Here is a 26,211-nt window from a genome sequence, read left to right as displayed (position 1 = left end):
ACCAAAAATGGCAGCGCTGCCGATACTGAAGAAAACTACGACGAAATCGGTTGAAATTTAACTAATGACAAATTGAACGGGATTTCACGATGTAAAGCGGGCGACGAAAGCTTGGATTTCGTCACCCGGGAGCCAGGAGAATTTCAAATGAAAACGATGCCTTACCCATTTTACATCAGCGCGCAAGCAACCGGTCCTATATGACAGGATCTATTGGGCCGGAGCCGTCACTGCCTTGAAAAGACATAGTCCGTCTCCTGCCGAAGCACTTCTCCGGGACGCAGGACGGCATTCGGAAAGTCCGGATGATTGACCGCGTCCGGCCAGACCTGCGTTTCCAGGCAGAAGCCCGCGAAGGGACCGTATTGGCGGCCGTCGAGGCCGGGCACCGGAATTTGCTGGAGTTTGAAGGCGGCATAAAGCTGAACCCCCGGCTCGGTCGTGCGGACCTCCATGGAAACGCCCGAATAGATGCTGCGCGCGAGCGCCACGGAACGCTTGCCTGTCCGTTCTCTCGACAGGCAGAAATTGTGGTCGAACAGGACCTGGACATCTCCATCGAACCTCTTCATCGGTCCCATGTCCCGCAGATCGAAGGGCGTTCCGTCCACCGCCATCAGTTCGCCGGTCGGCACCTGCCTGTCGTCGAGGGCGAGAACGTGATCGGCGGCGATCATGATGTCGTGATCCAGCGCATCCTCCCGTCCATCGAGGTTGAAATAGGAATGCTGGCAGATGTTGGCGGGCGTCGGCCGGTCGGTCGTGGTTTCGTAAACGACCGAAAGCACGCCATCGCCCTTGAGATGGTAGGTGGCAGTCACCGTGCAATTGCCGGGATAACCGGCGCGGCCGTCCGGGTCGGTGATCCTGAGCACGACCTTGTCGGCCGCATGATCGACGATCGTCCAGTTGCTGCGGCCAAGGCCGTCGCTGCCGCCATGCAGATGCGTGACACCTCTCTCGTTCAGTTCGAGCTGATATTGCTTGCCATCGAGCTTAAAACGGCCGGCGCCGATCCGGTTGGCGCAGCGACCGGGCGTCGCCCCGAAATAGGGGGAATGAACGGGATAGGGATCGAACGTCTCGAAGCCGAGCACGAGCGGCGGTTGATGACCTTCCAGCCGGAGATCCTGGATGATCGCGCCCCAGGTGATGATATTCGCCCTCAACCCGCCGCCGGCAAGCTTCACGCGATAAACCGGCTCGCCATTTGCCGTCGTGCCAAAAACCTCGAAATCCTGGTCCACCATAATATCTCCTCCGCCTGAATGGGTCGGCGGCAAACTGCGCGATTTGCCGGCAAGCCGCAATGTTCCGGCAAAGAAAAATCCGGCGACCGCAAGCGGCGAGCCAACCAGGCAGCGGGTCAGCGGGTCAGCGCGCGTGTCGCCTGCTCAAGCCCCCCGAGCGTCAGCGGAAACATCCGATCGTTCACCAGCTGCCGCACCAGGCCGATCGACATGGTATGACCCCAATGATCTTCCGGCACGGGGTTCAGCCAGACGCAGCGACGAAAATGGTCCGTGACGCGGCTGATCCAGGCCTGACCCGGCTCCTGATTCCAATGCTCGACCGAGCCTCCGGGATGCGTGATCTCGTAAGGGCTCATGGAAGCGTCGCCGACGAAGATGATCTCGTAATCGGCGCCATAGCCGCGGATGAGGTCGAGCGTCGCAACCCGGCCGGAAGGGCGGGGGTTTTCCTTCCAGACGCCTTCATAGAGGCAATTGTGGAAGTAGAAATGCTCCATATGCTTGAATTCGGCCCGCGCGGCGGAAAACAGTTCCTCGACCACGCGGATATGATCGTCCATCGAACCGCCGACATCGAAGAACATCAGGAGTTTTACGGCATTGCGCCGCTCGGGCCTGGTCTGGACATCGAGATAACCGTGCTCGGCGGTGGAGCGGATCGTGCCGGGAAGGTCAAGCTCATCGACCGCCCCTTCCCGTACCCAGCGGCGCAGCCTTTTCAGGGCGATCTTGATGTTGCGGGTGCCAAGCTCGACCCTGTCGTCGAAATCCCGGAATTCCCGCTTGTCCCAGACCTTCACGGCGCGGCGGTGGCGCGACTGGTCCTGGCTGATCCTGACGCCTTCGGGATTGTAGCCATAGGCGCCGAAGGGCGAGGTGCCGCCGGTGCCGATCCATTTCGAACCGCCCTGATGCCGACCCTTCTGTTCTTCCAACCGCTTCTTCAGCGTCTCCATCAGCTTCTCGAAACCGCCGAGCGACGCGACAAGCCGTTTCTCCTCGTCGGTCAGATGCTTTTCGACGAGCTTGCGCAGCCATTCCTCGGGAATATGGGCGACATCCGGATCCGGCTCGCCGGAAACGGATTGGAGTCCACGAAAATAGGAGGAAAAGACCCGATCGAACGTATCGATATACCGCTCGTCCTTTACAAGCACAGCGCGCGCGAGGAAATAGAAGGCCTCGACGTCGAAATCCGCGATCCCTTTCTCCATCCCCTCAAGAAGAGCAAGAAACTCCCGCAGAGTGACGGGCACCCTGGCTTCTTTCAGGTGAAGGAAGAAGGGAATGAACATCGCGTCTCGAACTTATTCAGTACCGATCTTCTCCAGATCATATGGTGTCGTCTGATAGATTTCGTTGATCCAGTTGCCGAACAGAAGATGTGCATGACTGCGCCAGCGGTTCAAGGGCGTCAGCGTATCGTCGTTATGCGGAAAATAGTTGTGCGGCAGCTTGATCGGCACGCCCGCATTGACGTCGCGGAAATATTCGTCGGCCAGCGAGGTCGAGTCGTATTCCACGTGATTGAACATATAGAGACGCTTGCCGGCCTTCTCGTGCACGAGGCAGATGCCCATCTCGTCCGATTCCATCAGAATTTCGAGGCTCGGCACCTTTTCGATATCGGCACGGCGCACCTCGGTCCAGCGCGACACCGGCACCTGGAAATCGTCGGAAAAGCCGTTGAGATAGACGGATGACGGCACGAGGTTGCGGTGGCGATAGACACCGAAAGCCTTTTCCTTCAACTCGTATTTCGGCACGCCGTGGAAATGGTAGATGGCCGCCATCGCCCCCCAGCAGACATTCATCGTCGAATGCACATTGGTCTCGGTCCAGGCGAAGATCTTCTCCATCTCCTCCCAGTAGGTGACCTCTTCATAGGGCAGCGTCTCGATCGGCGCACCGGTGATGATGAAACCGTCGAACTTGCGGTCCTTCACCTCTTCCCAGGTTTCGTAGAAGGCGAGCAGATGCTCCTCGGACGTGTTCTTGGCCTTGTGGTTGCCGACGCGGATCAGCGAAAACTCCACCTGCAGCGGCGAAGCACCGACGAGCCGCGCCATCTGCAACTCGGTCTTGATCTTGTTCGGCATGAGATTGAGAAGCCCGATCTGCAGCGGACGAATGTCCTGCCTCACCGCCATGGTTTCGGTCATCACCCGCACGCCTTCGGAAACCAGCGTGCTGAATGCGGGGAGCGTATCGGGAATCTTGATCGGCATGTCTCAAACCCACAAAAATAAAACCGGCGGCGACCAAAAAATCGCGACCGGTCCGTGGGAAGTCATCTTCTCGCGGCCCTTTAGCGACTTTTTTTACGTGGCTGCAAGCCGGCCGGCCAAATCACCACGAATTCACGATGCCTCAGATACGCCTTGCTACGCCCGTCGTCAATGGGAGCAAAACCTTCCGCTCAAGCAGGGCACGCGCAATTCAGCGTTCCCGCCGCGCCATGAAGGCCATGCGTTCGAAGAGATGCACGTCCTGTTCGTTCTTCAGAAGCGCACCGTGCAGTTTCGGCAACGCGTTCCTGACATCGGCACGGAGATCGACCGGATCGACGTCGTCGGAGACCAACAGGCGAATCCAGTCGAGCGCTTCCGAGGTGGACGGCTTCTTCTTCAGCCCAGGCATTTCCCGGATTTCGTAGAACTGGGTCAGGGCATTGCGCACCAGCGTCTGCTTGATGCCAGGATAATGAACCTCGACGATCCGGGCGAGCGTATCGACATCCGGAAAGCGGATATAGTGGAAGAAGCAGCGGCGCAGGAAGGCATCCGGCAGTTCCTTCTCGTTGTTGGAGGTGATGATGACGATCGGCCGGATATTGGCCTTCACCGTTTCGCCGGTCTCGTAGACATGGAACTCCATCCGGTCGAGTTCCTGCAGGAGATCGTTTGGAAATTCTATATCCGCCTTGTCGATCTCGTCGATCAGGAGCACCAACTTCTTGTCTGATGCAAAAGCCTGCCAGAGCTTGCCGCGGCGGATGTAGTTCGCGACGTCGTGGACCCGCGCGTCGCCGAGCTGGCTGTCGCGCAGGCGGGAAACGGCATCGTATTCGTAAAGCCCCTGCTGCGCCTTGGTGGTGGACTTGATGTTCCACTCGATGAGATCGAGACCGAGCGCGACGGCCACCTGCCGGGCAAGCTCCGTCTTGCCGGTACCGGGTTCGCCCTTGACCAGGAGCGGACGTTCGAGCCGGATCGCGGCATTGACCGCCACCATCAGATCCTTGTCGGCAATATAGTCCGCAGTACCCTCAAATTGCATTTCTTCTTCCCGATCGCAAAACACGCCGCAAACTAGGCGCAGGAAATCAGCGAAGCAAGCGCAAGCGACTTTCCCTCCAGCCCCGCTTTACGCTATGGGCAATGCCCATGATCCATTCGGCTTTCACCATCCTGCTCGGCGGCAACCTGACCGTCACTGACCGACTGCGCGACGCGGTCGCCGACAGCCGCTTCATTGCGGCCGACAGCGGCATGCGGCATGCGGCGGCACTCGGGGTCACGCCGGAGCTGTGGGTCGGCGATTTCGACTCCTCGGATGCCGAGTTGATGGCGCGCTTTCCAAGTGTCGAGCGGCGGACATACCCACCGGCCAAGACCGAGACCGACGGCGAGATCGCGACAGCGGAGGCGATCGAGCGGGGCGCCACGCGACTGATCTTCATCGGCGCCCTCGGCGGCGAGCGCAGCGACCACGCGCTGCAACACCTCTTCCATGCCGTGAGCCTTGCCGAACATGGCTTCGACATCCTGCTGACCTCCGGCGACGAGGAGGCTGTGCCGCTGCTTTCCGGTTCGAGAAAACTCGACCTGCCGAAGGGCTCGCTGTTTTCCGTCATCGGCTTTTCAGCGCTCGGCGGCCTCGACATCATCGGCGCGCGTTATCCGCTCGACAATTTCTCGCTTCCCTTCGGCTCGTCCCGCACGGTTTCCAACGTTGCGGAAGGGCCGGTGGAATTCCATCTAAAGAGCGGCAGGGCGATGATCCTCGCCCGCCCTCAAGATTTTACAGGAGCCTGAGGTTTGGCACCTCCCATTCTGAAACTGGACGATATTTTCCTGAGCTTCGGCGGCGCGCCGCTACTTGCCGGCGCCGGCCTGCAGGTGGAGCCCGGCGACCGCATCTGCCTTGTCGGCCGCAACGGGTCGGGCAAATCGACGCTGATGAAGATCGCCGCCGGCATGGTGGAGCCGCAATCGGGCGAGGTTTTCCGCCATCCAGCGTCAACCATCCGGTATCTGGAACAGGCGCCGGACTTCACCGGTTATTCGACCGTGCAGGCTTATGCGGAAACAGGCCTCGGCCCGGGCGACGACCCCTATCGCGTCACCTATCTGCTCGAACATCTCGGCCTCACCGGTCAAGAGGATCCGAAAAACCTGTCCGGCGGGGAATCCCGGCGCGCTGCCCTCGCCCGCGTCATGGCGCCCGAGCCGGATATCCTGATGCTCGACGAGCCCACCAACCATCTCGACCTGCCGACCATCGAATGGCTGGAAGACGAGTTGCGCAAAACCAGGAGCGCACTGGTACTGATCTCCCACGACCGGCGGTTCCTCGAAAAGGTCTCGACCGCTACCGTCTGGCTGGATCGAGGCCTATCGCGGCGGCTGGATAAGGGTTTTGCGCATTTCGAAGCCTGGCGCGACGAGGTGCTGGAAGCGGAAGAGCTGGAACAGCACAAGCTCGGCAAGGCCATCGAGCGCGAGGAACACTGGCTGCGCTATGGCGTCACGGCGCGCCGCAAGCGCAACATGCGCCGTCTCGGCGAGCTGCAGACGATGCGCGCCAGCTATCGCGGCCACAAAGGACCGCAGGGCACGGTACAGGCGACCGTTAGCGAAGGCCGCGAATCCGGAAAGCTCGTCATCGAGGCGGAGAACATCACCAAGGCCTACGACCGGCCGATCGTTGCCCCCTTCTCGATCCGTGTGCACCGCGGTGATTGCATCGGCCTCGTCGGCCCGAACGGCGCCGGCAAGACGACGCTTCTGAAGATGCTGACCGGGCAGCTCGCGCCGGATAGCGGCACAGTGAAGCTCGGTACCAATCTGGAAATCGCCACCCTCGACCAGAAGCGCGAGGACCTGAACCCGGAAGATACGCTGTCCCATTATCTGACGGACGGCCGCGGCGAGACGCTGCTGGTCAACGGCGAGCAGCGGCATGTCGCGGGCTATATGAAGGACTTTCTCTTTCAGCCGGAACAAATCAGGACACCGATCAAGAACCTGTCCGGCGGCGAACGCGCCCGGCTGATGCTTGCCCGCATCATGGCAAAACCGTCGAACCTTTTGATCCTCGACGAACCGACCAACGATCTCGACATCGAAACGCTGGATCTCTTGCAGGAAATCGTCGCGGGTTACAGCGGCACCGTCATCCTCGTCAGCCACGACCGCGACTTCCTCGATCGCACTGTGACGTCAACCATCGCTCCCGCCAATCCGGATGCGCCGGACGGCCGCTGGATCGAATATGCCGGCGGTTACACGGACATGCTGGCCCAGCGGAAGGGCGCATTGGAAGAAAAGCGTCGCGCCGAGAAGGCCGAGAAGTCGAAAACGGAGGTTTCCGCAGTAACTGCAGAGGCTCCGAAGGCCAAAGGCAAGCTTTCCTACAAACAGAAATTCGCACTTGAAAACCTGCCCAAGGAGATGACCAAAGCCGAGGCGGAGATTGCCGCCCGCGAAAAGAAGATGGCAGACCCAGGCCTCTTCACCAAGGACCCGGCTGCCTTCAACAGACTTGCGGCCGAGATGGAAAAACTGCGCGAAAGCCTGACGAAGATGGAAGAAGAGTGGCTGGAGCTTGAAATGCTGCGTGAGGAACTTGAAGGTTAGCTTTACAATCTATTAAGCATAACAGTTAGTTAGTGGAAAAAATATTTGTCGCGGAGCGGAACATATTAGCACCCCGAAACGTTCGGTGAAAAAATAACGGCCGAGATGTCGCTTCGACTCATCGCCGGTTTGGAACCGATCAACCATATGGGGACGTCCAATGCCGACACATGTTATGCGTCGTTGGCTGGCAAGTGAAGCGATGAATCAAAGAGTACTGATCGTCGAAGACGAGTTTTTGATTGCCCTCGATGTAGCCGAAACAATTGAAAACATGGGTTTGAAAGTCGCCGGGTTCGCGGCTGCCCGCCAACACGCCCTTGCGCTCGCCGCTTATGCGGACATCGCGATTGTCGATGTCAATCTTTCCGACGGGCGTACGGGGCCCGAGATCGGGCGCGAACTTGCAGAGCAATATGGCGTCACCGTCATTTTCATGACGGCCAACCCGGAAGACGTGGAAGACGGCGTCAAGGGTCCCCTCGGCGTGCTGACCAAACCCGTCATGCCGGAGGTCGTCGAAAAGACCATCGACTACGCGATTGCCAGCCGCCTCGGCGGCATGGTTGCCGTGCCGCGGGAACTCCGGGTCTTTCGCCAGGATTCCCACTGACAAAAATTTCGGACCCCGGTGTCGGTTTCACGCTGTCGTCTCCGTCCTTGAGTGGAATGCACGATGACGTGCATATAGCTTGAGGACGGAAGAGGAAACGAACATGCGTATGATCTTTGTGAACCTGCCGGTCGCCGATATCGAGGTCGCGACACGCTTTTATACGGCGCTCGGCTTCACCCGGAATCCCGACTTTTCGGATGAAACGACGAGCTGCATGGCCGTCAGCGACCAGATCTACGTGATGCTGCTCAACCGCGAGAGGTTCAAGAGCTTTATCAACGACGACGTCGATATCGCTGATGCCAGGACAACCAAGGAAGTGCTGAACGCGCTTTCGGCCGGCAGCCGCGAAGAAGTGGACGACTTCAAGGCCAGGGCTCTCGGCGCCGGCGGCAGCGAATGGAGGCCGAATATGGAAATGGGTCCGATGTATGGTTCGAGCTTCCGGGATCCGGATGGTCATGTCTGGGAAATCGTCTACATGGACATGAGCGGCGCCTGATTTCGCTTCCTCTTGCCAGTCGAACCCTCCGCCGCTAAATCTGATCATGCTCTAACGGGGTGCCGCTTCTGCGGCTGAGAGGCCTTGCCAACCCGCGGAACCTGATCCGGTTAGCACCGGCGGAGGGATTAGACGGCTCTTCATCGGCGCCTATTCCCGTAACTTGAAACAGGAGGCGCCGATGCGCAGGCTCATTCTATCGATCGTCACGGCCGCAGCCGCACTCTCTTTTTCCACGACCGTTCAAGCCCGGGAAAAGACGCTTACCGTCTATACCTATGAAAGCTTCATTTCAGATTGGGGGCCCGGCCCGAAAGTGAAGGAAGCCTTCGAGAAGACTTGCGCCTGCAGGCTCAATTTCGTCGGCGTTGCAGATGGCGTCGCGCTGCTGACCCGTCTGAAGCTCGAGGGCGAAAAGACCGATGCGGATATCGCGCTCGGTCTCGACACCAACTTGATCTCGGAAGCCAAGGCGACCGGTCTTTTCGGCCCCCACGGCCTCGATACCTCTGCCGTCAAGGTTCCCGGCAATTACAGCGACGACACGTTCATTCCCTACGACTACGGCCATTTCGCCGTCGTCTACGACACTCAGACGGTCAAGAATCCGCCGAGGAGCCTCAAGGACCTGGTGGAAGGCGATCCATCGCAGAAGATCGTTATCGAGGACCCCCGCACTTCGACGCCCGGCCTCGGCCTGCTGCTCTGGGTGAGGTCCGTCTATGACGACAAGGCGCCGGAAGCCTGGGCGAAGCTCAGGAAACGCGTGCTGACCGTGACGCCCGGCTGGTCGGAAGCCTACGGCCTGTTCACCAAGGGCGAGGTGCCGATGGTCTTTTCCTATACCACCTCCCCCGCCTATCACATGGTCGAGGAAAAAACGGACCGTTATCAGGCCGCAGCCTTCTCCGAAGGTCACTATATCCACATCGAGGTGGCCGGCCTGCTGAAAGGCTCGCATGACAAGGATATGGCCAGGCAGTTCCTGAAATTCATGGTCTCGCCCGCCTTCCAGGACATCATCCCGACCACCAACTGGATGATGCCGGCGACCAAGACCTCGGCCCCGCTGCCGGACGCCTTCGGCAAACTTGTGCAGCCGAAGAATACGTTCCTGATGGGTGCGGACGAGGTCGCCAAGAATCGTCAGGCCTGGATTGACGAATGGCTCAATGCCATGAGCCTGAACTGACGTCATGCTGACGAAAATCGAACGGAGACGGGGTATCGCCTTAGGCCTGACAAGCCTAGTCGGCATCGCCCTCTTCGTTGGCATTGCTGCCTTCGCCCTCCTCTCCTGGGATGCCGGCCAGGCACAAAACAGGCTTCTCACCGCCTATAATTGGCGCATCCTGCAATTTACGCTGTGGCAGGCGACACTCTCCACACTTCTTTCAATCACCTTCGCACTGCCGGTGGCGCTGGCACTGGGCCGCCGGCCGGCTTTTCCGGGCCGCATCTGGATCGTCCGGCTGATGGCTCTGCCCATGGGCCTGCCGGTGCTGATCGGCGCCCTCGGATTGATAGGTATCTGGGGTCGCCAAGGGGTGGTCAACAGCCTGCTGTTGAACCTTGGCGTGGAACAGCCGGTCAGCATCTACGGGCTCTCCGGCATCCTGATCGCTCACGTGTTCTTCAACATGCCGCTTGCCGCCCGGCTGCTTCTTGCCGCCTTGGAACGCCTGCCCGCCGAATATTGGCTTCTGTCGTCAAGCCTTGGAATGAAGCCGTTTTCCGTCTTCCGTTTCGTCGAATGGCCGGCCGCAAGGCGCGTCATTCCGGGCATTGCCGGCCTGATCTTCATGCTTTGCGCCACAAGTTTCACCCTGGTCCTCGTCCTCGGCGGCGGACCGGCCGCAACGACGCTGGAAGTGGCCATCTACCAGTCGCTGCGCTTCGATTTCGACCCGTCCCGCGCCATCGCGCTGTCGCTGCTGCAGATCGGCATCACGGCCGTCATTCTCGCCGCAATCTCGCGGTTTCCGGCACCCGACGATACGGATTCCAGCCTTGGCCGGACCAACCGGCGCTTCGACGGGCGGAATTGGAAAGCGAAACTCTGGGACGTTGCCGCCATCCTGCTGGCCACGGTCTTCCTGATTCTGCCGCTTACGTCCATCCTCCTGGCCGGGGCCAAGGCCGACCTCTGGAAGCTGCTGATGAGTTCCGCCTTCCATCGCGCCGCCTGGACCAGCTTTGCCATCGCGCTGTCAGCCGGACTGCTGGCGGTCGCCACGTCGCTGGCGATCATTTCCGCCCGTCGCGCCCTTGCCGATATCAGGCATCCGGGCAGACCAGCCAAGATTCTTTCTTCGGCGCTGGCAGCGACGGCCTCGCTGGTCCTGCTGGTACCGCCGGTCGTGCTCGGCACAGGCTGGTTCCTGGCCCTGCGGCCGTTCGGCGACGTCGCCCGCTTCGCACCCGTACTGGTGGCGATCATCAACATGCTGATGGCCCTGCCTTTCGTGATACGCATACTCGCGCCCGCGATCGAAACACATCGCAGGCGGACATCCAGGCTCTCCGCCAGCCTCGGCCTCTCCGGTCTGCCGCAGCTATTGCGCATCGACCTGCCGGTTCTTGCCAAACCTCTGCTGACGGCACTTTCTTTCGCCATGGCATTGTCGCTCGGAGATCTCGGTGCCGTGGCCCTGTTCGGGTCCGGTGAACTCACCACTCTCCCCTGGCTTGTCTATAGCCAGCTATCCAGCTACCGGACCAACGATGCGGACGGGCTGGCGCTCCTGCTCGGTGCCATCTGCCTGGGCCTGACCATGCTGGGCACGGCAGGACAAAGGAGAGCGGGACATGGTTGACGGGATCGCGCTGGAGAATGTCGGACTGCGGCTCGGCGTGAAGGACTTCCATTTTGATTGCGCGCTCTCTGCGGGCTCGGTAACGGCCGTGACGGGTCCATCCGGTTCCGGCAAGTCCACGTTCCTCAATCTCATCGCCGGCTTCGAGACTGCGGATAGCGGGCGCGTGCTCGTTGCCGGCGGGGATGTGACGCAGAAACATCCCTCGGAGCGGCCGGTTTCACTGATCTTTCAGGACAACAATCTGTTCTCGCATCTGGACCTCCTTACCAATGTCGGCCTCGGCATTAGTCCCTCGCTGAAATTGACGGCGGAGAACCGCAAGGCGATTTCGAACGCCCTGGAACGGGTAGGGCTCGGCGGCTTTGAAAAACGCATGCCCGGCACCTTGTCCGGCGGGGAGAGACAACGGGCAGCGTTTGCACGCGCACTCGTACGGAAAAAGCCGATACTGCTGATGGACGAACCATTTGCCGCGCTCGATCCGGGTCTGCGCCTTTCCATGGCCAGCCTTTTGTTGGATCTGCATCGGGAAACCGGCAACACGGTCGTGATCGTCACGCATGATCCCGAGGAGGTCGGCCGGCTTGCGGACCACGCGATCTTCATCGATCACGGCCGGATTCTCGCCCAGGCATCGGCCAAGGAATTCCTTGCCCGGCGGGACATTCCCCAGCTTGCCGAATTCCTCTCCGGCTGATCACGCCGCCTTGCCGCGAAACCAGACGCCCGAGTGGATGACGAGGATGAGCAGCGTACCATAGACCAGAAGACCGCCGGCGAGTGCAAAGAACAACCCGTTCAGCGAACCGGTCACTTTTAGTGCCAGCCAGCCGCCGAGACCGGCGATGGCAAGGCGGAGAAAACCGCAGGCCAGAGGCCAGAAGAGCTGACCCGCGCCCTGACAGGCGAAATAGAGCGCCAGGCCAGCGCCGAAGAAACCATAGACAGGTCCGACGATCTGGAGGTAGGCGACGCCCGCGTCGATCGCTCCATGCTCTTCGCTGAAGAGTGAAATCCAGGCAACCGGAAAGACCGCGGCGATGAGGCCGATTGCTTCGGTAATGACGAAGGCAATCGCAGCACCGGTAAACGCGATGCGGATGGCACGCTCCTTCTGCCCGGCGCCCATGTTCGTGCCGACCAGCGCCACCATCGGTGCGCCGATGCCGAAGATCACCGGGATTAGCAGATATTCGAGCCGTGCCCCGGTTCCGAAACCGGCCACTGCCTCGACGCCCGCCTTGGTCGCGACAAGCGCCGTCGCGATGCCGATCGTCACATTGGTGAGGATGGAATTGATCGCCGCCGCCGCGCCAAGCCGGACGATATTGCTGAATATCGACCAACGGAGCGGGCCGAAGCCGAAGCGCACCAGATTGCGGCCGGAGAGGATGTACCAGGCGAGCACCAGGGTGCTGCCCAGGCTGTAGAATACCAGCGCCAGACCGCCACCGGCGATGCCGAGGCCGGGGACGGGGCCGACGCCGAAGATCAGGAGGGGCGAGACGGGAACGAGAAGCGCCGCACCGAAGCAGGTGACCAAGGCCGGAAACAGCATGTTGCCCGTGCCGCGCACGACGCTCGCAAGACCGTTCATCAGCCAGACGAAGATCATGCCGCCGAACACCACATTCGAATAGACAAGCGCCGCTTCCAGCTCTCCGCCTTGCCCGCCGAGCGCCTGATAGATCGGACGGCCGAAGAACAGCATGACCGCAGAAAACAGAAGCCCGATCGCCACGTTGACGGCCACGGCATGCCAGGCGATGAGATCCGCGTCGGCCTTCCGGCCGCCGCCGAGCGCGCGCGCTATGGACGACGAGATGGCCCCGCCGAAGCCGCCCGCCGACATCATCTGCATCAGCATCACGGCCGGAAAGACCAGCGCCATGCCGGCCAGCGCCTCGGTGCCCATATGGGAAACCCACCAGGTCTCGATAAGTCCGGTGGAAGCCTGGGCGAGCATGATGAGGATGTTTGGCCAGGCAAGCCTGATCAGCATCGGCAGGATGGGATCCTGCAGCAACCGCTGGGTACGCGGATTGATCGGCGCCGGCTCGACGCCTTCACTGGTGATCGCGCTCATCGGCCAGCCTCTCTGGCTTGCAGGAATTCGCTTATGGCGGGGTAACGTCGCCGGATGCGCTCACTGGCGGCCGGCCCGGCCGCCTGTGCAAAGACCGGATCGCTGAGCGGCCTACCGCTCACACGATCGATCATCACGGGCTCCGCCTGCCTGCCGGTCTCCCGGTTGACGATCACCACGCTTTCGCCCTCGGGCGCGAAATGGCGATTGCCCCAGGCCAGCAACGCCTGCATGATCGGTCTGAAGTCCCGGCCCCGCTCAGTCAGGTGATATTCGTCGCGCGGCGGATGGTCGGAGTAACGCCGCCGCTCCATCAGTCCGGCTTCATCGAGCGCTTTCAACCGGCCGCTGAGGATATTGGGAGCGATGTCCAGGTTTCGCTGAAAATCGTCGAAACGAGTGGAGCCCCCCAGCGCGTCACGGAGGATAAGAAAACTCCAGGCATCCCCCACCTGCTTGAGGCTGCGTAAGACCGGACATCCGGTATCGGTCGGACCTTTGCGTTTCATATGTTGCTCCGGGATTGCGGCAACGTTGTTGCATAGGTCACTAGCAAATTGCAAGTAAGGCTTGGCAATCACGCTTCAAAACGGGCGGGGAATCACCGTTATCGGGCCTGCCACAATTTGGACGTGCCCCGGTGGCATCCGAAAAAAGCAACGGGGATTTTCTTTGCAAACACGTCGTAAGACATATTTCAATAAGAATATCTGTGCATGCGACGCAAAAATCGCTAAGCGGAAAGTACAATACGGAACCGGTTGGAAGAGAAACCTCTCTGAAGTCGGATGGCGGACCGTGAACAGAGTGGTGCGGAACACGAGGACGATGAGGCGCGACGAAGCGATCAAGGCGACCCCAGATGTCTGGCGAAAAAACCGCCTTGGGTCGGGCCTGCGGGCTTTCGGCGCCTTTCTGCTTGCCAGCGTTCTCCTGAGCGGCTGCCAATCGATCTTCGACCAGGCCTATACGCCGAATGTTTCACCTTCGGACTCGCCGCAGATCGTCGATGAGGTGCAGAAGAACGATCCGCGCGCCCAAATGGGCGCCCGGGAACATCCCCGCATCGTGGCGAGCTATGGCGGAGAATACCGGGACGCCAAGACGGAGCGCCTGGTTGCCCGTATCGCCGGTGCGCTGACGGCGGTGTCTGAAAATCCCAATCAGTCCTTCCGCATCACCATCCTGAACTCGCCGGCGATCAATGCCTTCGCACTGCCGGGCGGCTATCTCTATGTAACACGCGGCCTGCTGGCGCTCGCCAACGACGCATCCGAAGTTGCCGCCGTCCTTTCGCATGAGATGGGCCATGTGACGGCCAACCATGGCATCGAACGGCAGCGTCGCGAGGAAGCCGAGGTGATTGCAAGCCGTGTCGTCGCGGAAGTCCTGTCGAGCGACCTCGCCGGCAAGCAGGCGCTGGCGCGCGGCAAACTGCGCCTTGCAGCCTTCTCCCGCCAGCAGGAACTGCAAGCGGACGTCATCGGCGTGCGTATGCTCGGCGAAGCGGGTTACGATCCTTACGCGGCTGCCCGCTTCCTGGATTCCATGGCCGCTTATGCCCGCTATTCGGCGGTCGATCCGGATAGCGACCAGAGTCTGGACTTCCTGTCCAGCCACCCGAATTCGGCGCAACGCGTCGATCTCGCCCGCCGCCACGCTCGCAACTTCGGGCAGGAAGGCCAAGTCGGAGACCGCGGCCGCGATTATTACATCGCCGGTATAGACGGCCTTCTCTACGGCGACAGCCCGCAGGAAGGTTATGTCCGCGGCCAGACTTTCCTGCATGGCGGCCTCGGCATCCGCTTCGACGTGCCGCCGGATTTCCGCATCGACAACAAGGTCGAAGCCGTTCTCTCAACGGGTCCAGGAGAGACGGCCGTCCGCTTCGACGGCGTCGCCGCAGGCGACAACAACAGCCTGACGAACTATCTGACCAGCGGCTGGGTAGCGGGACTTCAGCCCGAAACCGTCCGCGAAATCCAGGTGAACGGATTGCCGGCTGCGACCGCACGGGCATCCGCCGACCGCTGGGACTTCGACGTCACGGTCATTCGCGTCAACGATCAGATTTTCCGGTTTCTGACAGCCGTACCGAAGGGCAGCCCGGCCCTTCAGACGACGGCCGAACTTCTGCGCTCCAGCTTCCGGCGCATGACGCCCGACGAAATTTCCAGCCTGAAGCCGCTGCGGGTGCGTATCGTCACCGTTGCGCAGGGCGATACCCTTGCATCGCTTTCCGCCCGGATGATGGGCACGGATCGAAAGCTCGACCTTTTCAAGCTGATCAACGCACTGCCGGCCGGCGCCACGGTGTCGCCCGGTCAGAAGGTCAAGATTATCTCGGAATAATGCTGGCTGGCCGCCCTCAGCAGACGGCTGCGGCCATCTGCGGGTTGGCGGAGACAAGCGCCGACTTGAGTTTTTCGATCGCCCGGCTCTCAATCTGCCGAACCCGCTCCTTTGAGATGCCGAGCTCGGCGCCAAGCGCCTCCAGCGTCGCGCCTTCATCCGTCAGTCTGCGGGCGCGAATAATCTTCTTTTCGCGATCATTGAGTTTTGTCAGCGCGCCTTGCAGCCATTTCAGCCGCCGCTCCCCGTCGATCATTCCCGACACCTGCTCGTCCGGCAAAGGTTCGATGCTCGCCAACATATCGAGCCGCTCGCCACTGTCCGCATCGCCTGCTATGGACGGCGCCTGCAGCGAGGCATCATTGCCGGAAAGTCGGGCATCCATCGTCTGCACATCCGCAACGCTGACGCCCAGCGCCACGGCGATCTCTTCATGAATGGCACGGGCAGTGAGATTGGAATCGCCGCGGGCAAGTTTTGCGCGTAGGCGGCGAAGATTGAAGAACAGCGCCTTTTGGGCGGAACTGGTGCCGCCGCGGACGATCGACCAGTTGCGCAGGATATAGTCCTGCATCGAAGCGCGGATCCACCAGCTTGCATAAGTGGAAAAACGTACATCACGGGCAGGTTCGAACCTTGCCGCCGCCTCCAGCAGCCCTACATAGCCTTCCTGAACAAGATCGCTCATCGGCAGTCCGAACCCGCGGAACTTCGAGGCCATGGCGATCACGAGACGCATATGCGCAAGGGCGATCTGGTTGCGCGCATCCTGATCGCGATCGTCCTTCCAGCGGACCGCCAGATCGCGCTCCTCCTCTCGGGCGAGATAGGGAGCGGACATTGCTATCTTGATCATGGTACGGTCTGCGGACATGGCTGTCATCGTGTTCTCCGTGAACGGTCTGATCCGACAAAAGCCAGCGGGGCAGAAAACGCGAACACCTTGGCCAGAAAGACGACTGGCGATGAAGGTTTGAAACCCGCTGCTTTTGCTCCCCTCGTTTGAGTTCCGGGGATTCACATCGGCCGAAAGCCCGATCTCCGCCCCGCATTGCGCTTCCGGTAGACGAACCAATCCGACATCAGTTCGCCGTTCCGGCGGATGAACGCGCGGGCAAGGAAAAAGTTCCAATAAAAAACCCGGCTCTGAGGCCGGGTCTTTGAAGGCTGCATCCTGAAAAGATCAGGCTGCCTCTTCCTGAGCTTCGTCTTCCTCGACGGTCTTGCCGCGCTTGGGACCCTTGGCGAGGTTGACCTCGACAAGGCGAACGGCTTCCGTTTCCGACATTTTATTGACGGCTGCGATTTCGCGAGCCATGCGATCGAGGGCGGCTTCATAGAGCTGGCGCTCGGAATAGGATTGTTCGGGCTGGTTTTCGGCCCGGTAGAGATCACGAACCACTTCGGCGATCGAGATCAGGTCACCGGAGTTGATCTTGGCATCATATTCCTGGGCGCGGCGCGACCACATGGTGCGCTTCACGCGGGCCTTGCCTTGCACGACCTTGAGCGCGCGTTCGACAAAGTCCGTCTCGGACAGCTTGCGCATGCCGATGCTCACGGCCTTGGCAACCGGAACTTTCAGGCGCATCTTGTCCTTCTCGAAGTCGATCACGAAAAGCTCAAGCTTCATGCCGGCGACTTCCTGCTCTTCGATGGCAGTGATCGTGCCCACGCCGTGGGCGGGATAGACGATCGCTTCACCGGTCTTGAAGCCCTGGCGTGCGGGAGAATTCTTTTTCTGCTGGGTCGTCATTCGTTTCACAAACTCCCTGTTACTCACCCGTTTTTCGGGTCGGGGGAACCGGGTCTGTCAGGCCCGGATGAGACGGGGGAAACCGTCGGGTCACTCCATACTGGTCCGACCAACGCGCGCGAAAAACAAACCCCATCGCGAACTGCGACCGACAACATGTGAACGTTGGCAATGTCACGGAAACCGCGTATTGGGTGATCTGTTGCTTTCGTGATGTTTTTTGGGCACGCGAGTGCCGCCTTGTGGAACAGTTCTTGTTGTCTACCACAAAAAAGTGCGGAAATCAATAATTTGCTTTTGCACCTGCACAGAAGAGCGCGCTCGCCCGGCGCTTAACAAAAAGGCAGGGCGATTGGAATACCGCGGACCGCTCCCCGATTCGAGAAACCCTCAGTCTCCCTTGCCCGGTTCGGCGGAGAAGAATTGCTCGTATTTGTTCTCGACGCCATCCATCTCCTTCGCCTCCGGGAGAGGATCGCGCTTGACTGTGATGTTCGGCCAGATCTGAGCGAATTCGGCATTCACCTTGAGCCATTTGTCGAGGCCCGGCTCCGTATCCGGCTTGATCGCCTCGGCGGGACATTCCGGTTCGCAGACACCGCAGTCGATGCACTCGTCCGGATGAATGACGAGGAAGTTTTCGCCTTCATAAAAACAATCGACCGGGCAAACCTCGACACAGTCGGTATATTTGCAGCGGATGCAATTGTCAGTCACGACATACGTCATGCGGCACTCCAGGGACTATCGCGGATCAGCGGCACGCCGACGGCAAGATCCAGCGCCGGCACACCGGAAAGCCGGGAGAAGGCAAGACCCAAGGGACGGGAGGCAGGCGATCCGGCTTTTCAACGGTCAGGTAAAGCGTTTGGCCCTGCTTAGCAAGGATAAACCGTGCTGAAAACACCGGTACAGCCGGTGGTTTTTTCTAATCCCGGTCAGTTCCGGGACCGGGAAACAGCCGATCGGTCTCGCGGCGCTCTTTCTTCGTCGGCCGCCCGCTTCCCGAAGTACGCTGGGCCTGCTCAAAGAGTGTGAACTTCCGCACTTCGCCCGGCGGCGGGGTCAGATCTTCGTAGAGCAGCCGCGCCTCCTCGAAAGGCCCCCGCCTTTCACCTCCGGACTTCACCACGAGAACGATATCGCGCCGCTCCAGCGCGAGATCGATCCGGTCTCCGGGTTTCACCTGAAGGCTGGGTTGCGTGACAAGCTCGCCGTTGACACGGACACTGTTGGAACGGATGAGGTCCTGCGCGATGGATCGCGACTTCGCCATCCGGGCAAAGAACAGCCACTTGTCGATACGCTGGCGCGAACCGGTCTGTGGCTGTTTCCCCGTCATGGCCTCACTTCTTCATCTGCTCTTTGAGAGCAGCGAGCTTTGCGAAAGGTGAATCCGGATCGATCGGCTTTTCCTTGCGGGGCGGCTTGGCCTCGAAACGAGCCGGCTGCGGCGCTTTGCCGCGATCGCTCCGGTCGGGCCGCGGACCGCCTTCCGGACGGTCGCCGCGGTTCGGACGGTCGCTCCGGTTGTTGTTGTCCGGGCGGCGATTGTTGTCGCGGTTCGGCTTGCCTCCGTCCCGGCGATTGCGATCGCCTTGTTCGCCGTTCGGGCGCGCGTCGCGTCGCTCGCCGTCACGCCGCTCGCCGCCACGGCGGTCGTCTCGACGGCCTTGGGTGGCGGGCTGACCCGCTTCGCCACCGGCATTGCGCTGCCTGCCATGCCCACGACGGTCGCCATGCTGCGGACGCCCGCCACGCTGATTGTTTTCGCGACCACCGCCCGGACGCCACAGGAGCACGGGCTTCGGTTCTTCCACCTCAGCCGTCGCCACCGCTTCAGAGGTCCGCTCCGCAAGAGCAGCGTCGGTACCTTCGGGTTGTGCCGCAGCAGCCTCTTCCGGGGCAGCGACCGCAGCCTCTTCTACCGCTGCCGCAACCGCGGTCTCTTCAGACGACGCTTCGCTGGTTTCACCGGCATCCGCATCATCCCCCACGGAAGCTTCGGACGCCTCCACGGGAGGAGCTGTTACAGCCCCGGCTGCAGCAGCACCCTGGGCCGCCAGGAAAGCCTGGGCCTCTTCGGCCTTTACTGAATCGGCGCGATAACCGAGACCCTTGAGGATCTCTTCCATATCGTCCGGCGTCGCGCCGAGAATGGAGAGCATGGCCGTCGTGGTCATGAAGCGGCGGCCGTCATAAGCGCCTTCAGGACGCGGCGTGCCGCCGGGCTTCCACTGCAGGAGCGGACGAATAAGATCTGCAAGGCGCTCGAGGATATCGATCCGCACCGCACGTTTGCCGAGAAAACGGAAGCCAGCGAGCTTGTAGAACATCCGTTCGAAGGTTGGGTCGGCTACGACCGAAGTGCGGCCCGCGGCAAGCGCCGGAATGAGGTCACCATAACCCGGCTTGTCCAGTCCGTCGTTCTTCAGCGCCCAGAGCAGCGTGATGAGTTCGGCCGGGGCCGGCTTCAGCAGCGCCGGCATGAAGACGTGATAGGCGCCGAAACGGATGCCATAACGGCGCATCGAAGCGCGGGCATCCTGATCGAGCGTCTTGACATCGTCGGCGACGTCGCGCCGGAAGAGCACGCCGAGATTTTCGACGAGCTGGAAAGCAAGCCCCTTGGCCAGCCCCTGCAGGTCTTCGGCCCGCGACAGGTCGTCGAGCGGCTTCAGGACTGTTGCGATATGATGATTGACGAAGCGTTCGATGCGGGCAACCACATGTTCGCGCGCATTGCCGGTCAGTTGTTCGTCGGACAGCAGGATGACCCGCGGATGCATGATGTGATCGCTTGCAGAAAGGCGGGCGACGGGATCGCCCACCCAGCGCACGAAACCGTCGGAGCCGACGGCAAGATCGCTGTTGCCCGAGGCATACAGTCTCGCAGCACGCGCCTCGAATTCAAGCGCCAGAGCTTTCTGGGCGGCCGTCTGCACGGCCTTGGCGTCGGGGCCTTCCGCTCCCGCGACAGGCGTGAACCGGAACCCGGCCAACTGCCCGACGTGATGTCCCTCCACAAAGACATCGCCATTCACACTGATTTCAGCTTCCAGCATCGCATTCTCTCTCAGGCGCTTCATGAGCACAGATGTCCTGCGATCAACAAAGCGTTTCGTCAACCTTTCATGTAGCGCGTCCGACAACCTATCCTCTATTTCCCGCGTCTTTTCTTGCCAGTGTGTCGGATCAGCAAGCCAGCCAGGGCGGTTCGAGACATAGGTCCAGGTTCGGATTTGCGCGATGCGGGCGGATAAGGTGTCGATTTCGCCGTCCGTCCTGTCGGCGCGGCGGACCTGCTCCGCCATGAAATCTTCGTTTACCGTGCCTCGGCGCACAAGATCGGAAAAAAGAGTCGAAATAAGGTCCGCATGCTGCGCCGGCGCGATTCTGCGATAGTCGGGCAGCGCGCAGGCCTCCCACAGCTTTTCGACCCGGTCCGGCGTGGTCGCCACATCCTTGATTTCCGGATAGCGGGAAAGGTGATCGAATGCCTGGCTATCCGTGGCAGGAAGCGCCCGGGAAAGCCCTGGGATCGTCGGAGCAGCGTCCAGGCTGTCGCGCAAAGCCTTGAGTGAGGAAAAATCGAGATTTTTCGACCGCCACTGAAGCACTTTCACCTGATCGAACTGATGGCTTTCGATTCGCTCCACAAGCTCATCGTCGAAAGGCGCGACCTGGCCCGTCACGCCGAACGTCCCGTCCCGGACGTGTCGGCCGGCGCGGCCGGCGATCTGGCCGAGTTCGCCCGGATTGAGATTGCGGAACTGGTACCCGTCGAATTTTCGGTCCTGGGCGAAGGCCACATGGTCGACGTCGAGATTGAGCCCCATCCCGATCGCATCGGTCGCGACCAGATATTCGACATCGCCGGACTGATAGAGTCCGACCTGCGCGTTGCGGGTTCTCGGGCTGAGCGCGCCGAGCACGACGGCGGCGCCTCCCCGCTGGCGGCGGATCAGCTCGGCGATCGCATAGACCTCGTCAGCCGAGAAGGCCACGATCGCCGAACGCTGCGGCAGCCGGGTGATTTTCTTCTGGCCGGCGTAAAAGAGCTGCGAAAGGCGGGGCCGCTCGATCACATTGATTCCGGGCAGCAGTTTTTCAAGAATAGGCTGCATGGTCCCGGCGCCGAGCAGCAGCGTCTCGTCGCGACCGCGCAGATGCAGGATGCGGTCGGTGAAGATATGACCGCGCTCCAGATCGCCGGCGAGCTGCACCTCGTCGATCGCGACGAACGAAGCTCGGGTCTCGCGCGGCATCGCTTCCACGGTGCAGACGGAAAAACGGGCATTCGCCGGCGTGATCTTTTCTTCCCCGGTAACGAGCGCCACCTGCGAAACGCCGACCTTTTCGACAAGACGCGTATAGACCTCGCGGGCCAGCAGCCGCAGCGGCAGGCCGATCACACCGGTGCCATGCGCCACCATGCGTTCGATGGCGTAATGGGTCTTGCCGGTATTGGTGGGTCCGAGAACGGCGGTGACGCCGCGCCCGCTGAGCATCATGGGCTGGAAGTTCAAAACCAAGATCCGCGCATCACATTCGGCCTGCGGTCGGGATTTCCGCAAATTGCAAGCCACGCAACACATGGCGATCCCTGCCGGCAAACGCAAGCCTGAAGAAGGGTTTTACGCCGGGAGAATCATCAAATCCAACCGTCCGGCGCGACTTGAACGATTCGCCTTTTAGGGATCAAGGAACAGATGCGAACGAATCGGCGACGAATCGAAGACTCAAGACGATTCAGCCTTTGTTCACGGCTATATCTTGATGTGACTCGTCCTCCCTCCACGACATCATGAATCAGCCCGGGGAATCGGGGGTTGGGAGAAACCGGAGGCATCGGAATCGCGAGTCTCAGAAAGAATCCGAAGAGTCAATCCACTGATATGGTTAATCTTTTTTCAACAGATCTGCCGACTTGCAAGGCAATCTTCGCTGCCGTTAAGAATCAGGTCAAAGGCGGAACGAATCGCTGACGAATCGCCGACATTTCTGTTTTCCCGTTTCGTTCTTACCAGATATGGTATGGACCCACGAAGGAAAGACGCAAGAAAAAACGCCTTGGCGCATCTGCGGCAGCGAATCGAGATGCTGCATGTTAACATTCGCTAACGGCCTTTAACCATTTGTGGAACACACGTTTTCGCGCTTCTGGAACAAAAACCACGACACGACGTTTCCTCGCCAAATCCATCCCGGATTTGTTCAGCGGAGTAGAAAGTCATGCTCGGAACCGTGTTGCTCATCATCCTCATTCTGCTACTCATTGGCGCGCTGCCGAATTGGGGCTATAGCCGAGGCTGGGGTTATGGACCATCGGGCGGATTGGGGCTCGTGGTCCTGATCATTATTATTCTGCTGCTCATGGGCAGGATTTGAGTGCGGCGCAGCCGTTTGTTGAAAAAAGGGAAGGGAAAGTGACATGAAGAAGATTGTGATTGTAGGCTGCATCGTCGGTGCTCTGGCGTCGTGCACCTCGACGGAGAAGGGTACGGCAATCGGCGCAGCTTCCGGCGCAGTCATTGGCGGTGCCGTGACCAATAGCTGGGGTGGCGCTGCTGTGGGCGCTGTTGCAGGCGGCCTGGTCGGCGCTGCGATTGGCGAATCTGAAAAGCGCCGCGGCTACTGCGTCTACCGCGATCGCTATGGCCGTACCTACGAGGCTCGTTGCCGCTGATCGCAGGCAACTGCTTTTAAGATACCGGCGTCGAGCGATCGGCGCCGGTTTTGTTTTGCCCAAAAAGCACCTGCCGTTAACCTTCTGGCCAAAGCCGGAACGAATCGCCGACGAATCGGCGACATTCCTCGTTTCCCGATTTGTTCACCACAATATCTCGTGGAAAAACAATCTGTTAACCATATAAACCACGCGATTTCGGCTCTTCGCGAAACCGAGCGGCCGTCAGAGATTAACGCTATTATCAGCCTGCGAAAAATTGTCCGCCATTGGCCGTCAGTGTCGAACCGGTAATGAAGCCGGCGTCATCCGAGGCCAGGAACACGACGCAGCGGGCGATCTCTTCCGGTTCGCCGAGGCGCCCGACAGGGATCTGGGGAATGATCCGCTCGTTTAAGACCTTTTCCGGAATGGCCCGCACCATTTCCGTGGCGATATAGCCGGGGCAGATGGCGTTGACGGTAATGTTCTTCGCCGCGCCTTCCTGGGCGAGCGCCTTGGTGAAGCCCAGATCGCCGGCCTTCGCGGCGGAATAGTTCACCTGCCCCATCTGCCCCTTCTGGCCATTGATGGAGGAAATGTTGATGATGCGGCCGAAACCGCGGTCGCGCATGCCGGTCCAGACCGGATGCGTCATGTTGAAGAGACCGTTCAAATTGGTGCCGATCACCTCGTTCCATTGGTCGGGCGTCATCTTATGGAACATGCCGTCGCGGGTAATGCCGGCATTGTTGACGAGAACTTCAATCGGCCCAAGCTCTGCCTCGACCTTGGCTATGCCTTCGACGCAGGCTTCGTAGCGCGATACATCCCATTTGAAGACCGGAATGCCGGTCTCGTCGTGAAAGGCCTTCGCCTTTTCCTCGTTGCCGGCGAAGTTCGCCGCGATACGATAGCCGGCCGCCTTCAACGCGACGGATATGGCCGCACCAATGCCTCGCGTGCCTCCCGAAACCAGCGCTACCCTGCTCATCAGTTTTTCCCCTTCTTGTTTCGATCCGATCCTTCTGTGTGACCGGATACTTACTTATTTTGACAGGCTTTCGGCGGGGGGATAGTCCCGCCGCGAAGTTTTGCAACGTCGGCGGGATTATCCACAAGGCTACCTGATATCGCTTCCCGGCATCACAGCGCTTCGAGGCACATGGCGACCCCCATGCCGCCGCCGATGCAAAGCGTGGCAAGGCCCTTTTGGGCACCGCGGCGCTTCATCTCGAAGACGAGCGTGTTGAGGATGCGCGCGCCGGAGGCACCAATCGGGTGACCGATGGCGATCGCCCCGCCGTTGACGTTGACGATCGAAGGATCCAGGCCGAGATCCTTGACGACAGCGCAGGACTGGGCCGCGAAAGCCTCGTTGGCTTCGATGAGATCGAGATCGCCGACTTTCCAGCCGGCCTTTTCCAGCGCCTTGCGGGAGGCCGGGATCGGACCCGTGCCCATGATCTGGGGATCGACGCCGGCGGTCGCCCAGGAAACGATGCGAACCATCGGCGTGATACCGCGGCGGGCCGCTTCCGCTTCCGTCATCAGCACGGCGGCGGCGGCACCATCGTTGAGGCCGGACGCGTTGCCGGCCGTGACGGTGCCTTCCTTGTCGAAGGCCGGGCGAAGTTTGGTCATCGCATCGAGGGTCGCCCCGGCGCGGATATATTCGTCGTTCTCGACAATGATATCACCCTTCTTCGTCTGGATGACGAATGGGATGATTTCGTCCTTGAAGCGGCCGGCGGTCTGGGCGGCTTCCGCCTTGTTCTGCGAAGCAACGGCGAACTGGTCCTGTTCGTCGCGGGAGAGCTGCCACTGGCGGGCGATGTTTTCCGCCGTGATGCCCATGTGATAGCCGTAGAATGCGTCCGTCAGGCCATCCTTGATCATCGTGTCGATCATCTTGAAATCGCCCATCTTCACGCCGCCGCGCAGATGCGCGCAGTGCGGTGCCATCGACATCGATTCCTGGCCGCCGGCAACGATGATCTTCGCATCGCCGAGCGCGATCTGCTGCATGCCGAGCGCGACGGCGCGGAGCCCCGAGCCGCAGAGCTGGTTGACGCCCCAGCCGGTCGCCTCTTTCGGCACACCCGCCTTCATCGCCGCCTGGCGGGCCGGGTTCTGGCCTTCGCCAGCCGGCAAGACCTGGCCGAGGATCACTTCGTCGACTTCGGCGGCATCGACGCCGGCGCGGGAAAGCGCGCCTTTGATGGCGGCAGCGCCGAGCTCATGGGCCGGAGTGTTGGCGAAGGCACCGTTGAAGGAACCGACGGCCGTGCGGGCCGCGGCGGCGATCACGATGGATGGATTGGTCATGGACGTCTCCTCTTATTCGATATTTGCCGGCGAGACTGGCAAAGCTTTGGCACGGTGTCAAACCTGTACGGGCCTAATCCGTCGGCCGGAAAAAACGCCGCTTGGTTTTTGCAGGTTTGCTGCGCAACAAGTCACTCGCCGCGCCGCACAATTCGATTGTAAGTCCATGTGGTTTAGGCTTACATTCCTGCCGGGAGAACAATGCCATCGATAAAAAACCAAACCATATTGACGGGAGCAGGAGGCAATTATGGCGAAGACCGAAGGCGAAATCATAATCAAGAAATATGCCAACCGACGCCTCTACAACACGGGCACCAGCACCTACGTAACGCTGGAAGACTTGGCGAAGATGGTGAAGAAGGGCGAGGAATTCATTGTCCAGGACGCCAAGAGCGGCGAGGATATCACTCATTCGGTCCTGACGCAGATCATCTTCGAACAGGAATCCAAGACCGGCAACACGCTTCTGCCGATCTCCTTTCTGCGCCAGCTGATTTCCTACTACGGCGACCAGATGCAGATGGTCGTGCCGACTTTCCTCGAACATTCGATGAAGGCCTTCACCGACCAGCAGTCCCAGATGCGCGAACAGATGACCCGCGCCTTCGGCGATACGCCGATTGCCAAGAACCTGCAGATGCCGATGCAGATGATGGAGGAGCAGGTGCGTCGCAACACGGAAATGTTCCGCCAGGCCGTGCAGATGTTCTCGCCGTTTACCGGACAGCCCTCGCAGCCGAGCGCCGCCAAGAAGACCGACTCCAAGGATATCGACGAATTGAAGGAGCAGCTCCGCAACCTGCAGAGCCGCCTCGACAATCTCTGAGGCGAAGAAACCTCCCTAGCAGGCTGTTGAAGAAGTCTCTCGTTTAGCCTTGAGGACGGCCTCGTCGCCGTTGTGATAGGCGAAAGTGATCTCGATTGCGCCGTCGTCGAGCAATTCGGCGTGACCGTCGCCGGCGACCTC

24 protein-coding genes and 2 riboswitches are annotated in these 26,211 nt (G+C 60.5%); of the genes, 11 read left to right on the top strand and 13 right to left on the bottom strand.

Annotated elements, in window-relative coordinates; genetic code table 11:
* Positions 1-227: 227 nt before the first annotated feature.
* The 4 genes from DMO26_RS24850 to DMO26_RS24835 all read right to left on the bottom strand — a co-directional run bounded on the left by DMO26_RS24850 (position 228) and on the right by DMO26_RS24835 (position 4,532).
* The gene (locus DMO26_RS24850) at positions 228-1,250 is read right to left on the bottom strand and encodes an aldose epimerase family protein (protein ID WP_117194869.1); all 1,023 of its coding nucleotides are present in this window, start codon (positions 1,248-1,250) and stop codon (positions 228-230) included.
* Positions 1,251-1,366: 116 nt separating this feature from the next.
* Positions 1,367-2,548 (bottom strand): vWA domain-containing protein, encoded by a 1,182-nt coding sequence (locus DMO26_RS24845; RefSeq protein ID WP_117194868.1) that lies wholly within the window; start codon positions 2,546-2,548, stop codon positions 1,367-1,369.
* A 12-nt stretch (positions 2,549-2,560) separates the two neighbouring features.
* Entirely contained in the window at positions 2,561-3,481 is a 921-nt protein-coding gene (gene metA, locus DMO26_RS24840; RefSeq protein WP_117194867.1) for a homoserine O-acetyltransferase MetA, read from the bottom strand.
* 60 nt (positions 3,482-3,541) lie between these two features.
* A riboswitch (SAM riboswitch) is annotated at positions 3,542-3,619 on the bottom strand.
* 73 nt (positions 3,620-3,692) lie between these two features.
* Positions 3,693-4,532, bottom strand: a complete 840-nt coding sequence (locus DMO26_RS24835) for an AAA family ATPase (RefSeq protein WP_117194866.1) — start codon at positions 4,530-4,532, stop codon at positions 3,693-3,695.
* 101 nt (positions 4,533-4,633) lie between these two features.
* Here DMO26_RS24835 and DMO26_RS24830 point away from each other — a divergent pair, with 101 nt between their 5' ends.
* From DMO26_RS24830 to DMO26_RS24800, 7 genes are all read left to right on the top strand, one after another.
* Positions 4,634-5,290: a thiamine diphosphokinase gene (locus tag DMO26_RS24830; RefSeq protein WP_205421262.1), complete on the top strand. Its 657-nt coding sequence runs from the start codon at positions 4,634-4,636 to the stop codon at positions 5,288-5,290.
* 3 nt (positions 5,291-5,293) lie between these two features.
* The gene (locus DMO26_RS24825; protein WP_117194864.1) at positions 5,294-7,114 is read left to right on the top strand and encodes an ABC-F family ATP-binding cassette domain-containing protein; all 1,821 of its coding nucleotides are present in this window, start codon (positions 5,294-5,296) and stop codon (positions 7,112-7,114) included.
* Between the two features lie 160 nt (positions 7,115-7,274).
* The gene (locus DMO26_RS24820; protein WP_117194863.1) at positions 7,275-7,727 is read left to right on the top strand and encodes a response regulator; all 453 of its coding nucleotides are present in this window, start codon (positions 7,275-7,277) and stop codon (positions 7,725-7,727) included.
* Positions 7,728-7,830: 103 nt separating this feature from the next.
* Complete coding sequence (locus tag DMO26_RS24815) at positions 7,831-8,232, top strand: VOC family protein (protein ID WP_117194862.1); 402 nt, start codon at positions 7,831-7,833, stop codon at positions 8,230-8,232.
* Between the two features lie 45 nt (positions 8,233-8,277).
* Positions 8,278-8,377: riboswitch (TPP riboswitch) on the top strand.
* Between the two features lie 36 nt (positions 8,378-8,413).
* The gene (gene thiB / locus DMO26_RS24810; RefSeq protein ID WP_117195133.1) at positions 8,414-9,424 is read left to right on the top strand and encodes a thiamine ABC transporter substrate binding subunit; all 1,011 of its coding nucleotides are present in this window, start codon (positions 8,414-8,416) and stop codon (positions 9,422-9,424) included.
* A 4-nt stretch (positions 9,425-9,428) separates the two neighbouring features.
* The gene (gene thiP, locus DMO26_RS24805) at positions 9,429-11,048 is read left to right on the top strand and encodes a thiamine/thiamine pyrophosphate ABC transporter permease ThiP (RefSeq protein WP_117194861.1); all 1,620 of its coding nucleotides are present in this window, start codon (positions 9,429-9,431) and stop codon (positions 11,046-11,048) included.
* Complete coding sequence (locus DMO26_RS24800; RefSeq protein WP_117194860.1) at positions 11,041-11,748, top strand: thiamine ABC transporter ATP-binding protein; 708 nt, start codon at positions 11,041-11,043, stop codon at positions 11,746-11,748. Before thiP ends, DMO26_RS24800 begins: the two co-directional genes overlap by 8 nt.
* On the opposite strand, the gene DMO26_RS24795 is transcribed toward DMO26_RS24800, so the two are convergent.
* The gene (locus tag DMO26_RS24795; RefSeq protein ID WP_117194859.1) at positions 11,749-13,137 is read right to left on the bottom strand and encodes an MATE family efflux transporter; all 1,389 of its coding nucleotides are present in this window, start codon (positions 13,135-13,137) and stop codon (positions 11,749-11,751) included.
* Entirely contained in the window at positions 13,134-13,646 is a 513-nt protein-coding gene (locus DMO26_RS24790) for a winged helix-turn-helix transcriptional regulator (protein WP_117194858.1), read from the bottom strand. The genes DMO26_RS24795 and DMO26_RS24790 overlap by 4 nt, the downstream gene beginning before the upstream one ends.
* Before the next feature lie 319 nt (positions 13,647-13,965).
* Here DMO26_RS24790 and DMO26_RS24785 point away from each other — a divergent pair, with 319 nt between their 5' ends.
* Complete coding sequence (locus DMO26_RS24785) at positions 13,966-15,489, top strand: M48 family metalloprotease (protein ID WP_117194857.1); 1,524 nt, start codon at positions 13,966-13,968, stop codon at positions 15,487-15,489.
* A 16-nt stretch (positions 15,490-15,505) separates the two neighbouring features.
* Here DMO26_RS24785 and DMO26_RS24780 read toward each other — a convergent pair whose 3' ends face one another.
* The 5 genes from DMO26_RS24780 to DMO26_RS24760 all read right to left on the bottom strand — a co-directional run bounded on the left by DMO26_RS24780 (position 15,506) and on the right by DMO26_RS24760 (position 21,780).
* Positions 15,506-16,372: an RNA polymerase factor sigma-32 gene (locus DMO26_RS24780; RefSeq protein ID WP_117194856.1), complete on the bottom strand. Its 867-nt coding sequence runs from the start codon at positions 16,370-16,372 to the stop codon at positions 15,506-15,508.
* 300 nt (positions 16,373-16,672) lie between these two features.
* The gene (locus DMO26_RS24775; RefSeq protein WP_117194855.1) at positions 16,673-17,245 is read right to left on the bottom strand and encodes a CarD family transcriptional regulator; all 573 of its coding nucleotides are present in this window, start codon (positions 17,243-17,245) and stop codon (positions 16,673-16,675) included.
* A 390-nt stretch (positions 17,246-17,635) separates the two neighbouring features.
* Positions 17,636-17,974 carry a ferredoxin FdxA gene (fdxA, locus tag DMO26_RS24770; RefSeq protein WP_117194854.1) on the bottom strand — a complete coding sequence of 113 codons (339 nt, stop codon included), beginning with the start codon at positions 17,972-17,974 and terminating at the stop codon, positions 17,636-17,638.
* A 199-nt stretch (positions 17,975-18,173) separates the two neighbouring features.
* On the bottom strand, positions 18,174-18,587 hold the full coding sequence (locus DMO26_RS24765) for an RNA-binding S4 domain-containing protein (RefSeq protein ID WP_117194853.1): 414 nt from the start codon (positions 18,585-18,587) through the stop codon (positions 18,174-18,176).
* 4 nt (positions 18,588-18,591) lie between these two features.
* Positions 18,592-21,780 carry a helicase-related protein gene (locus DMO26_RS24760; RefSeq protein WP_205421261.1) on the bottom strand — a complete coding sequence of 1,063 codons (3,189 nt, stop codon included), beginning with the start codon at positions 21,778-21,780 and terminating at the stop codon, positions 18,592-18,594.
* Positions 21,781-22,480: 700 nt separating this feature from the next.
* Here DMO26_RS24760 and DMO26_RS24750 point away from each other — a divergent pair.
* Together DMO26_RS24750 and DMO26_RS24745 are read left to right on the top strand one after the other, a co-directional pair.
* On the top strand, positions 22,481-22,636 hold the full coding sequence (locus tag DMO26_RS24750) for a DUF3309 family protein (protein WP_081952972.1): 156 nt from the start codon (positions 22,481-22,483) through the stop codon (positions 22,634-22,636).
* Between the two features lie 43 nt (positions 22,637-22,679).
* Positions 22,680-22,934, top strand: coding sequence for a YMGG-like glycine zipper-containing protein (locus DMO26_RS24745; RefSeq protein ID WP_117194850.1), 255 nt, complete (start codon positions 22,680-22,682; stop codon positions 22,932-22,934).
* Between the two features lie 244 nt (positions 22,935-23,178).
* On the opposite strand, the gene phbB is transcribed toward DMO26_RS24745, so the two are convergent.
* Together phbB and DMO26_RS24735 are read right to left on the bottom strand one after the other, a co-directional pair.
* Positions 23,179-23,907 (bottom strand): beta-ketoacyl-ACP reductase, encoded by a 729-nt coding sequence (phbB, locus tag DMO26_RS24740; protein WP_117194849.1) that lies wholly within the window; start codon positions 23,905-23,907, stop codon positions 23,179-23,181.
* Positions 23,908-24,059: 152 nt separating this feature from the next.
* A complete protein-coding gene (locus DMO26_RS24735; protein WP_117194848.1) occupies positions 24,060-25,241 on the bottom strand; it encodes an acetyl-CoA C-acetyltransferase in 1,182 nt (393 codons plus the stop codon).
* Positions 25,242-25,491: 250 nt separating this feature from the next.
* On the opposite strand from DMO26_RS24735, the gene phaR reads away from it, so the two are divergent.
* The gene (gene phaR, locus DMO26_RS24730) at positions 25,492-26,070 is read left to right on the top strand and encodes a polyhydroxyalkanoate synthesis repressor PhaR (protein WP_117194847.1); all 579 of its coding nucleotides are present in this window, start codon (positions 25,492-25,494) and stop codon (positions 26,068-26,070) included.
* The last annotated feature ends 141 nt before the right edge of the window (positions 26,071-26,211 follow it).

The organism is Rhizobium terrae, from assembly GCF_003425685.1.
Taxonomy (GTDB): Bacteria; Pseudomonadota; Alphaproteobacteria; order Rhizobiales; family Rhizobiaceae; genus Neorhizobium; species Neorhizobium terrae.
This window is presented reverse-complemented; position numbering and strand designations above follow the sequence as displayed.